The following is an 11,718-nucleotide window of genomic DNA, read 5'->3' on the forward strand; positions in this document are numbered from 1 at the left end:
CTACTTGACAGGGGTCACTGCAGTGAGTTCTTCTCTTTTTTATATTTTTTTAAGATTACTATCCAAAGTAATTATTGCAATTACTTTAAGCTGGCTTTTGAATTATAAATTCTGATTTTCATACTTCTTCATGAGTCTAGATAAGAAAAAAGAATCTACTCCTTTTCTAGCCAAATAAAAGGAATTTTTTTAAACAGTTATTTTAATTTGTACTGTTTTCCTATATTAATGCCTGCCCATGAGTATTTCCCTGAATTATATATTAAGGAATGAAAATGGATTAATTCTTTCCGAGTATGAATTCGAATAGGTATCACTTGCAATATGTCATTAAAATAAAAAGGATTATCACTTGGTTTAATTAGAAGACTAAGTGTACATAAATACAACGACATGAAAACACTTTGCTCCTAAATCCACTACTTGTATTATTGGTTGCGTGAAACTCCTTCTTGAGAAAGGCTTTAATTTCCGAATATTCTGTTGACTTTTATCGCATATCCAATTTACAATTTAATTGTGATATTTTTTCACAATTAAACTACTTAGAATACACTTCATTTATTCGAAAACAATTACAAATAGAGGTGCTAAAATGAAAACAAGAGTAAATCCAGAGTTATTACAAGGGTTAGAGATGTTTCCAAATCTCGATTTACACCCGGAAAACTTGCAATCAATCAGAGAAGGAATAGCTCAAATGAGACCACCTACCGTTGTTGATGAATCCCTTTCGTTAACAGATGAAGTCATTGTTGGACCTGATGATAATCCGTTACCATTAAGAATTTATCGTCCAAAATCAAATAATGAACCTTTACCTGTCTTATTATGGATACATGGTGGTGGTTATATCTTAGGGTCTATAGATGATAACGATGATACTTGTATGAGGTTTGCAAAAGAAGCTGGCTGTGTGGTCGTGTCTGTAGACTACCGCTTAGCACCTGAACACCCTTACCCAGCACCAATTGAGGATTGTTATTCAGCTTTAAAATGGATTGCTGATAATGCGAAGTCATTAAACATTGATTCGAATCGAATTGGGGTTGCAGGAGTAAGCGCTGGAGGTGGACTAACAGCAGCATTATCATTATTAGCCCGAGATCGAAAATATCCTTCAATTTGTTTACAGATGCCACTCTATCCAATGATTGATGACCGAAATAATACACCTTCAGCGAATGAAATTAAAGAAGGATTTATTTGGAATCAAAAGGCAAATGAAGCTGGTTGGAAAATGTATTTAGGAGAAATGTATGGAACAGATCAAATCCCTGTCTATGCAGCGCCTTCTCGAGCAGAGGATTATAGTGATTTACCATATACTTACACATTTGTTGGTCAATTAGATCCATTCCGCAGTGAAACATTAACCTATGTAAGCAAACTAGCGCAAGCTGGTGTTGATGTCGAGTTTCATTTATATCCAAATGCCTATCACTGGTTTGAAGGGTTAAATCCAAATGCCGATGTATCTATTTACGCTGTAAACGAAATGGTACAAGCAGTAAAGACTGGTTTCAAAAGAGTCTCTAAGGTTGAGGCTTAATCCCTTTACAAGAAAAACACTCGTAAATAGTATAATAGCCGATTCTCATTTAGAATCGGCTATTAATATGTAAAATTCACCTAATATATCAAGGTTGAGAAACAGATATAAGATGTTTAGGCGATGTGTTTATTTCCTCTGCCAACGCCTTAATGCTCATCATGATTTGAAGTATTTCTTCTAATGTTGTCCTCGGGTTGATAGAGCAAAGTCGAATTACTACTTTTTCTTTTAATTTAGTCGTACTTAGCATAGCAAATCCTCTTTGATTAATTTCTTCCACCAGTTTTTTGTTTATTTCATGAATTGTTTCTGTAGACGTTCGCTTACAAGGAATATAACGAAAAGTAACAATTCCTAATTGGGCAGGTGTTACTACTTCCCAATCTTTTTCTTTCCTTAAAAACTCTTCAACTTGTTCAGCCAACATAATGCCATGATCTATTGCCTCACGAAAAGCTGTGACTCCAAATGCTTTAAAAGAAAGCCATACCTTTAATGCCCTAAATCTACGAGAAAGTTCAATTCCACGCTCCCCAAAATTCACTTTTTCTTCTATATTAGTTTCCGTATCCTTAATATACTCTGGGATCATACGGAACGTTTTACTTAAATATTGGCTATTGCGAATGAGTACACAACCAACATCATAAGGCTGAAAAAGCCATTTATGCGGGTCTAACGTCAAAGAATCAGCACGATGAATTCCTCTTAACACCTCCCTTCCTTTTTCACTGAGAATTGCTGCAGCCCCATAAGCACCATCCGCGTGTAGCCATACATCTTCATCACCACATAGATCAGCCAATTCATCGAGGGAGTCCACCGCTCCGCAATTCGTTGTCCCTGCATTAGCAATAACACAAAATGGTTTTTTCCCTTTTAATCGATCTTCGTTTATTTGCTTTCTTAAAGTACTAACTGAAATTCTTAAATCTTCATCTGTTTCAATTCGGCAAATTTGATGATGTTTAAAACCTAATACTTTAAGTGCTCGATCTACAGAAAAATGAGTTTGGTTAGAAAAATACACAACCGCATTTTCTATGTCATTATTCAGCTTGACCTGTCTCGCTACAGTAAGTGCAGTCAAATTAGCCATGGAACCGCCACTGACAAATAGCCCTTCAGCTGAATCAGGGAATCCTAGCATTGATTTTAACCAGTTGATTGTCGTTAATTCAATTTGTTCAGCACCTGCACCTACTATCCAAGCTGTAGGAAATACATTAAACCCACTTGCTAAAAAATCTGCTATTACACCAACATAATTATTAGGACCTGGCACAAAAGCCATAAAATGAGGATGATCCACATGAGTAATTTGATTAAACACATTGTTATTAAGAAAATGAAGTAACTCTTTTGGATTGGATCCGTTTTCTGGAATCGTTTCAATTAGCTTGTCTCTAAAAATATTACTATCAATCGTTTCCGAAACTGGTTTACTTTTTAAATGATTCATATGATCAACAATCAAGTCCACCGCTTGATATCCTAACTGACGCATCTCTTCGGCTGATAACTGCAAGTTTTTTGTCATTTGGTTTACTCCTATTCTATTTAAAAAGGCGAGTTCTTGCTCGCCTTTTCATTTTTTATAATTTGTAATCACCGATTGCCTGTATTGGATTTTGAAGAATCATGTTGATTAACTGATGGATGTGATTCAATATTTCCTGTATTTTCTCCGCTTCATATACGGTTTGATCATATCCAAACTTTATTGTAAGTTTCTCTTCAGGGAAGCACATAATTCCATACTTTACATGAGGCTCATCAACAACTTCGTAATCTGTGATGGCAAAATTTCTGTTTTTATTTGAAGAAAAGATAGCTGAGTTAGTCGGATAGTTTTCAAAAACCCAAAGATGGTCAGTCAACTCAGTTTTTAATTCACTTTGTTTTTGTATATCAACAAATGAATAGTATGCATACTCATTACATTTCAATGTTTCTAGTTGTACTTTTTGCAGGAAGTCCACAAAAGATTGCGTTTCTGTCCATGCTAGTCGAATAGGCAAAACATTTGTGAACAGACCGAACATATTTTCAATCCCTTCTACTTCGGGAGGTCTGACTGATACTAGATTAGGTAATACTACTTCTCTCATTCCGTTGTATTTGCCAAGCAATATTCCCCATACAGCTAGTAATGCCGAATTCATAGTTATATTGTTTTTAGTTACAAATGTCTGTAACTGATTAGTCAAATCCTTATCTAATGTTAAATCCATAAATGTGAAATTTAACCCTTCACTTTGAGTTGGTACTTTCTTTTTAGGAATACTAATTTTCCGATTGTATCCTGATAAATAATCCCGCCAAAAATGACGTGCTTTCTCATGATCTCGTGCTACAGTCCAATCTATGAATGTCTCAAAAGGTTTCACCATAGGTAACTCTGCCGTAGTTCCCGCATTTATTGTTTCATAGAGCTGGAATAATTCGTCTATCAAAATGCTGACGCTCCAACCATCACATAATAGATGATGGGAACTCCAAACCACCTTATGCTCATTATTACCTAGTTGGAATATACAGAGGCGGTTCATAAGTTCATCATTTTTGAATCCTTGACTTAAATTTTCATTCATCCATTGGTCTAGGAATTTTTGCTGTTCTTGTTTCGGCATCTCAATCAAGTTTTTTATCTCTGAAATCATTTGAACATCATGTATAACAGCTTGCCAAGGTTTTGCTTGTTCATCTTGCACTATTATCGTTCTTAAAGAATCATGGCGATCAACTAATTGTTGGAAACACTGAATAAAGAGATTAATATCCAGCTCCCCCTCAAGTGCCCAAATTATTTGTTCAAAATATGCATTTGTATCAGGTTCAGTCGCAGCATGTTCATAAATAACTTCCTGGAAAGGTGCCAATGGGTAAATACGTTCTATTTTTATATCCGGCATTTTTTCTTGTATTTTGATAAGTGTATGTTGATTAAGTTGTTTATCTTTAACATTTAGTACTGTAACTTTATTATCGTTCATTTTGTTTACATCACTTGTTTGCGAATTTGGAAGATGATCAAGCTTTTTAACAAATTGAACCATGTCTCCTAATATAGGAAATGAAAATAAATTTTTTGGCTCCAGCTCAAATCCTTGTCTATACAGTCTGACGGAAACTTGAATCGCTTTTATCGAATCTCCACCTAAGGCAAAGAAATGATCATTTACTCCAATCCGATTTACTTTGAGTACTTCTTGCCAAACACTAGTTAATATTTTTTCCATTTCCGTTTTTGGAGCAATAAATACTTCATTTGTTTGTTTCTCCGGAGTAGGGAGCGCTTTTCTATCTAATTTCCCGTTTGGAGTCAAGGGCAATTGTTCCAAATAAACAAAATAAGAAGGAATCATGTAACCTGGCAAGTGATCTCGCAAATGCTTTCGAAGTTCTGTTGTGCTAATATTTTTCTCAGTTACCACATATGCGACTAAAAATTTTATACCATACTCATCTGTCTGATCAATCACTACTGCATGTTCGACTTGTTTGTAAGTGAGAAGACAATGGGCGATTTCTTCTAACTCTACTCGATATCCTTGAATTTTGACTTGATAATCTTGGCGGCCTAAAAATTCAATATATCCCTCAGGATGCATTTTTCCACAGTCTCCTGTCTTGTAAATAAGACCAAAATCAGGATGTGATACAAATGCTTCATTTGTTTTCTGTTCATCATTTAAATATCCTTTAGCAAGGCCCACTCCCCCGATATATAAATCTCCAATTACACCAACAGGGCACATTTTCTTTTCATAGTTCAACACATAATACGTTTGGTTTGCCAAAGGAATCCCGTATGGAATACTTTTCCAATGCGATTCCACCTGTTTGACCGGATAATAAATTGACCAAATCGATGCTTCTGTTGCTCCTCCGAGTGAAACTACTTCCGCAATCGGAAAATGTCGTTTTATTTTTTCTGGTAAAGAAAGTGGAATCCAATCTCCACTATGTAAAACTAAACGCAAGGAAGAATGTTCAAAATGAGAACCTACTTGATCTAATGCCAAATCCATAATTGCAGGTACTGTATTCCAAATTGTAATTCCTCTACGTTCGACAGTACGGATTAATTCTTGCATGTCTCTTGGGTCACGAATCATTACCAACATTGCACCTGTGCTTAACGTTCCGAAAATATCGTATACAGATAAGTCAAAACACATAGAAGAAATACCAATAATACGATCATCTTCATTTACCTGATATTTTTGATTAATATCTTGAATGGTATTTGCAACCGCTTGGTGAGTAATAATTACTCCTTTCGGTTTTCCTGTACTTCCTGAAGTGTAGATAATATAGGCAAGATCTTCCGGACCAGCAATAGCAGGCATATCTTCTGTTGTGTATAATGACAAGCGGTTTTCTGCATAAAGACTAGGTTCTAATAAAAGTTTGCATGAGCTATTTTCTAAAATATATGTTTGGCGATCTGAAGGATGGTCGGGATCAATCGGAACATAAGCGGCACCTGCTTTTAAAATACCTATCATATTAACAATTGTGTCAACTCGTCTTTGTGCTAAAAGACCAACCTTGTCACCTAGACCAATTCCTTGTTCTTTTAAAAAGTGCGCAACTTGATTGGAGCGCTTATGAAGCTCCGAGTATGTTAAGTAGTCTTGTTCAAAAACTACTGCTACTTCATCCGGTGTACGTTTTACTTGGTCTGTAAATAATTGATTTAAAGTAGTCGACGGTATTTTTTCTGTTGTCTCATTGTATTGCTCAATTAAAGCATGGTCTAACTCTTTCATCTGCAAAGATGTTACGTCACTTTGTTTCACTAATTGTTCCAATAAGTCAACAAATTGGTGAAACATCGCTTCTATCACATCAACATCAAACAATTCTTCAACATAGTTCCAGCTAATTAATAACTCTCCATTTTTTTCAATTACCACATTATCCAAATGCACTTGTGGAGTCCGAGCATGAATATAGCGAAGTGAACCAAGTTGTTCCCAAGCAAAAGCCCCCGCACCTGCTAGCATCGAGGTGAAAACAATTGGCATAACTGCTTTTGGCGTCATTTGATGATATCGAGTAAAATCTCGAATGAAATTAACTCCATCGTAATGGCGATGTTCGAGACCATCTAATAAAGTAGATTGCGTTTCTTTTACTCTAGTAAAGAAAGATTGATCTGGATTCACATCAACATCCAACAAGATGAGTGAAGTGAAATCTCCCACAATTTGCTCTACTTCTTCATGAACAGGATAACGGTTAAATACAGTCAAATTAATTGCCAATCGACGTTGATTACTCCAATATGCCAATACATCACCATATATTGTACAAAGCAGAGCCGAAGGAGTTACTTCTTTCTCTTGTGTTAACTTTCGTAGCTTTGTCCATATTTCATTGTCCAGGATCTTATTAAGTGATTGGAACTTAGGAGTAGCAATCTCTGCCGGATCCTTTTTTAACAGCAAAGAAGGCGCAAACGGAAAGTCAGGAAGCTTACTTGTCCAATAATCTTTTGCTGTTTTATATTCTGTACTTTGTTCCAGTTCATCATAGATAAACATGTAATCTTGAAAATCAAAAGATAGAGGTTCTAACCTTTGCTCTGGTTTATAATAATAATGAAACAAATCCTGTCCAACGATGTTCATGCTTGCTCCGTCCATTAATAAAGCATCGTATCGAAAACATAATAAATACGTGTCTTCTTTTAAAAGAAAGGCTTTTAATTCAAACAAAGGCCATTGCCCTAAAGGAAATACATGATTAGTCATTCGAGAACGTTCTTCTTGTAAGCGAGCATTTTGATTCCTATCATCTAAATCTATGAGACTTACTATTTCAATCTCGTAATCAGGAACGCTTTGTAATATTTGCTGTTCTCCCTCTGGTAAAATTACAGCTCGTAACATCGGATGACGTTGAATTACCTTTTGAAAACTTTTTGAAAGACGATTGATATTCAATTCTGTTTCATATTCAAAATAAGTTTGAGGTGAAATACCACTTAATTCAAACTGTGAATTCCGTCCTAACATGTACGCTGTCTGAACCTCTGTTAAGGGAAATGGCTTAGACAAATCTTTAACATGGGTTGGTCTATTTTCAAAGTTTTCCGTTTTATGCTCTAACTTTACACAAGTACTAAGTTGAGCAATCGTGGGATGCTTAAAAAAATCTGTTGTACTTATTTTTAAGCAGTCTTTTCTTAATAGATTAATTACCTGAAGTGCTTTAATCGATTCTCCTTTTAAAGCAAAAAAATTATCATGAATACCGATTCCCTCAATCTCCATAACTTTTTCCCATGCATGCACCAATTTTTGTTCAATTTCATTGCGCGGGGCAACGTATGGAATTGATACATAATCTGTTTGTGTTATATCTAATAACCTTTTCCTATCTACTTTCCCATTTGGATTCAACGGAATCTCTTCCACCTGAATCATTTTTTCAGGAATCATAAACTCAGGTAATTTATCACTTAAATATTTTCTGATTTCATCAAAAGAGACCTTATTATCCGATACATAGTACGCAGCTAATAATTTCCTATTTCCATATACTTGATCAACAACGATAGCTTGGTTTATTTCTGGATATTCCCTTAACTGGCTTTCGATCTCTCTTAATTCAATCCGATATCCCCGAATTTTTACTTGATGATCCATTCGACCTAGATATTCAAGTTCTCCATTAGGCAACCAACGAACGAGATCACCCGTATGATACATCATTTCTCCTGCCGTAAAGGGACTCGGTACAAACTTTTCATCTGTCAGTTTAGATTTCCCAAGATACCCTCGTGCTACCGCCACGCCACCAATGCAGAGTTCACCCGGAATTCCAAATGGTTTTAATTGACCATACTTATTCAATATATAGGAATGATAATTCGGGTTGGGACTTCCAATCGTAACTTCTTTGGCAGAGCTCAAATCCTTTACTGTTGCACAAATGGTTGTTTCTGTAGGACCATAAATATTTAAAATTGTCGCTTCACTGATGCATCGAATTTTTTCAACCAAATCAATGGAAAATGCTTCTCCTGCTAACAAAATAGATTTTAAATCTTTTAGAAAATTTGCCCCTTCTGGATCACTCAAAATCACTTCCATTCGCGATGGCGTTGATTCCCATAAATCCACCTTATGTTCTTTGACCAAATAAGCTAATTCTTTTGTTGCGAACTGATCCTCTGTAGCAATAACTACTTTCGAACCTTGTGTTAAAGGCAGACATATTTCTAACAAGGAGATATCAAAAGATACACTAGCAAGAAACAAGAATGACTGATTATCTTTTACTTTTTCTCTCATTACACTTAAAAAATGGACAAGAGATTTCTGTTCTACCATTACCCCTTTTGGATTCCCTGTCGATCCCGATGTGTAAATAACATAAGCTAAATCATTAGGATAACTTTCTCGAACTAAATTACTTTCCTCACCTTGGAAGAGATATTCCTCATCAAGATACAGCACTTCACCCGCAAATTGCGGCAATTCTACTTCTGTTCGCTTGCTCAGTAAACATTTCGCTTGACTATCTTGTAACATATATTCAATTCGTTCATTTGGATAGTTAGGATCGATTGGTAAATACGCTGCTCCTGCTTTTAAAATCCCCACCATGCCAATGATCATTTCCAATGACCGATCTACCATAACCCCAATAATACTTTCTTTGGAAACACCTTTACTTTGAAGAATAGAGGCCAATTGATTTGCTTTCTTATTCAATTCTCTATATGTCAAAGATTGATCATTACAAACAACAGCAATTTGATCTGGGGTTTTTAACACTTGTTCCTCAAACAAATTTTGAAATGATTGAGACAATTCTATGTCCGCCTGACCTTGATTCAATTCTTCTAGCAACTCTTTCTCTTCTTCTGAAATGATACAAATATCTTTCACAGCCAAATTCGAATTTGTTGACACTTGCTTTAAAACATAAAGATATGAATTTGCAAACTGTTGCAAAGAAGAGAATGAATGAGACTTGAAAGAAATTTGAATTTCAAATTCATTATGTATTTCATTCCATTTTCTTTGTATCCAGATGGCTAAATTATTCTCTGCATATTCTTCTATCAAATTTTTATTATGTAATCCTTCCATCCCAATAACAATTTGAAAAGGAGTTAAATGGTGTTTCGCTAATAATTCAGAGAGTGGATAACTCTGATTGTCATACCCGAATAAAGTCGTTTGTTCAATCTGATTTACTACTTGTTTAAAGCTGTGATGCGGATAGATTTCACTTCCTAAAGGAATCAACTTATTAAGATTCTCGCTTTGTTCAATATTCTTTTCAATTACAGGAATACCAATAGTAATCCTTTCTTGATCTGTATAGTGTGCCAAACAAATCCTTAACGCGGCCTGTAACCAGCTAAATAATAATAAATCTTGAGACTTAATTACTTTTTGTATACTTTTACTAAACTCTACATTCATTATGACTTGAACGTGCTCGCAAGGATTTTCTTTATTTAGTTGGTAACCGCTATTAAATACAGAAAAATCGAGAACCTCGGAAGATAACTGCTCTTTCCAAAACGCCTCTACCCCTTTATTTTCATGAATCGAACTTCGATCTTTAATGTGCATTTTTATCTTTATCCCCCTAATATTCATTTCATCTATTCGTTAATTTTCAAGCCAACTTCAAGCCCATGGAGAAATACTTGATGGTTATCCAAACATAAAAATTGCTGAATCTCTTCAAATTTCATATGACCAACTGAACAAACGCCTAAATTCAATGTCTCAGCCACCATATTTAAGGTAGCAGTGATAATACCAGACTCAATACAAGCAAATAAATATCCATCTGAACCGTATTTCGGGATGGAAGCGTTCGCATTATAAACCAAATAAACTGAAAAGGCAGACTGAGTAAATAAATCTTGGTTAATTAACTCATGATCACTTTTGATTACTTGATCAATATTATTTACAATCACAAGACAGTTTTTTGCTGGGTTATAATAATAAAACCCAGCTTTCATACCTTCTATACGTTTTGGTTTTATATAAATAAAGATATCAATAGGGTAGAGTCCGCCTGCACTTGCGTAATGATAGTATATATGTTCTTTCCTAACCTGTTTTAGAGTTGATATGAATTGGGAAAATTCTAAAAAACTAATATGTTTTTTCATATCAAATTGGCGACAAGACCTACGTTCCTTGATTATAGTGGGTAACTCATTTGTTGTTTCAAGTTGAATTTCGGTTGACCGCACAGCATGGTGTGTTCGATTCAATTGTTCACTCATATACTTATCTAAATCTTCTTTAGAAAAGCGAATCTGGTTGCTATATGAATTCGGAAAAATCTTTTCTTGTGTGGAAAATACTTCTCTTGGGTGTAATATGTTACTTACTAACACACGATTTTTTATCATAAGCTCTACTGTTTTTTGTGTCTCTTCTACATTTCCTAACGAAAAGTGCTCTACTAGTTCACTAATTTTCACACCTTTTTGAGTAAAAAAATAAAACTCAGGAAACCACTCAGACAAAACGCCTGTAAATCTTGTTTCTCCTATCAAAATTTCATTATGCAACTTCTCCCAATGCTTAATAGGAGACCAGTAATAAATTTGCTCGCTCATATAACCCTCCATAAACGTTTTACTTATTTTTAAAATACAATTTTCTAATCTACAAAAATAGTCCTTAGATTCTGCCCTTTGTTTCATAGTGATTATAAATACATGTACTTCAACGTAACTTGAGAATAATGAAATAACTTTTTCTTCATTGAAATTTTTTATTTCGTCATAAAAAATGATTTTTTATTAGACATTTTACATCCTTTCCCATAGTAATCCTATAAGGTATAAACCATTTGGAACATTGAGAATTTCCATGTATTTTCAATGTGAAATTATTGTAATGGATTGGAAAGCAGATGGAAATAGTTATTAAACAAAATAATATTGAGAAAGTTTTATTTGTTATAGCGATAAAATTTCCTAATGAGATTTATTACAAATAGATTAAGAAAAGAATTTAAAATTTTTCTTTAGAAGTTAGTGTAAAAATGTAACATACTATTACATACAAGTGAGTTACTAACATATCGTATTCAAAATAGAGAAAAGACACCAATTAAGGTGTCTTTTCTCTATTTTGATTCTATATACTTTTACGCCGTTG

General features: G+C 34.6%; 4 protein-coding genes. 1 reads left to right on the top strand and 3 read right to left on the bottom strand.

Annotated elements, in window-relative coordinates:
• Positions 1–595 precede the first annotated feature (595 nt).
• Entirely contained in the window at positions 596–1,552 is a 957-nt protein-coding gene (locus tag B5P40_RS15590; RefSeq protein ID WP_070139341.1) for an alpha/beta hydrolase, read from the top strand.
• 88 nt (positions 1,553–1,640) lie between these two features.
• On the opposite strand, the gene B5P40_RS15595 is transcribed toward B5P40_RS15590, so the two are convergent.
• From B5P40_RS15595 to B5P40_RS15605, 3 genes are read right to left on the bottom strand one after another with little or no spacing between them, the layout of a single operon-like run.
• Positions 1,641–3,095: a pyridoxal phosphate-dependent decarboxylase family protein gene (locus tag B5P40_RS15595; RefSeq protein WP_113709406.1), complete on the bottom strand. Its 1,455-nt coding sequence runs from the start codon at positions 3,093–3,095 to the stop codon at positions 1,641–1,643.
• 55 nt (positions 3,096–3,150) lie between these two features.
• Entirely contained in the window at positions 3,151–10,161 is a 7,011-nt protein-coding gene (locus B5P40_RS15600) for a non-ribosomal peptide synthetase (protein WP_113709407.1), read from the bottom strand.
• A 32-nt stretch (positions 10,162–10,193) separates the two neighbouring features.
• Positions 10,194–11,171, bottom strand: a complete 978-nt coding sequence (locus tag B5P40_RS15605) for a SagB/ThcOx family dehydrogenase (protein WP_113709408.1) — start codon at positions 11,169–11,171, stop codon at positions 10,194–10,196.
• Positions 11,172–11,718: the final 547 nt, after the last annotated feature.

It is taken from the genome of Bacillus sp. SRB_8 (assembly GCF_003264205.1).
Classification (GTDB): Bacteria; Bacillota; Bacilli; order Bacillales; family Bacillaceae_G; genus Bacillus_A; species Bacillus_A mycoides.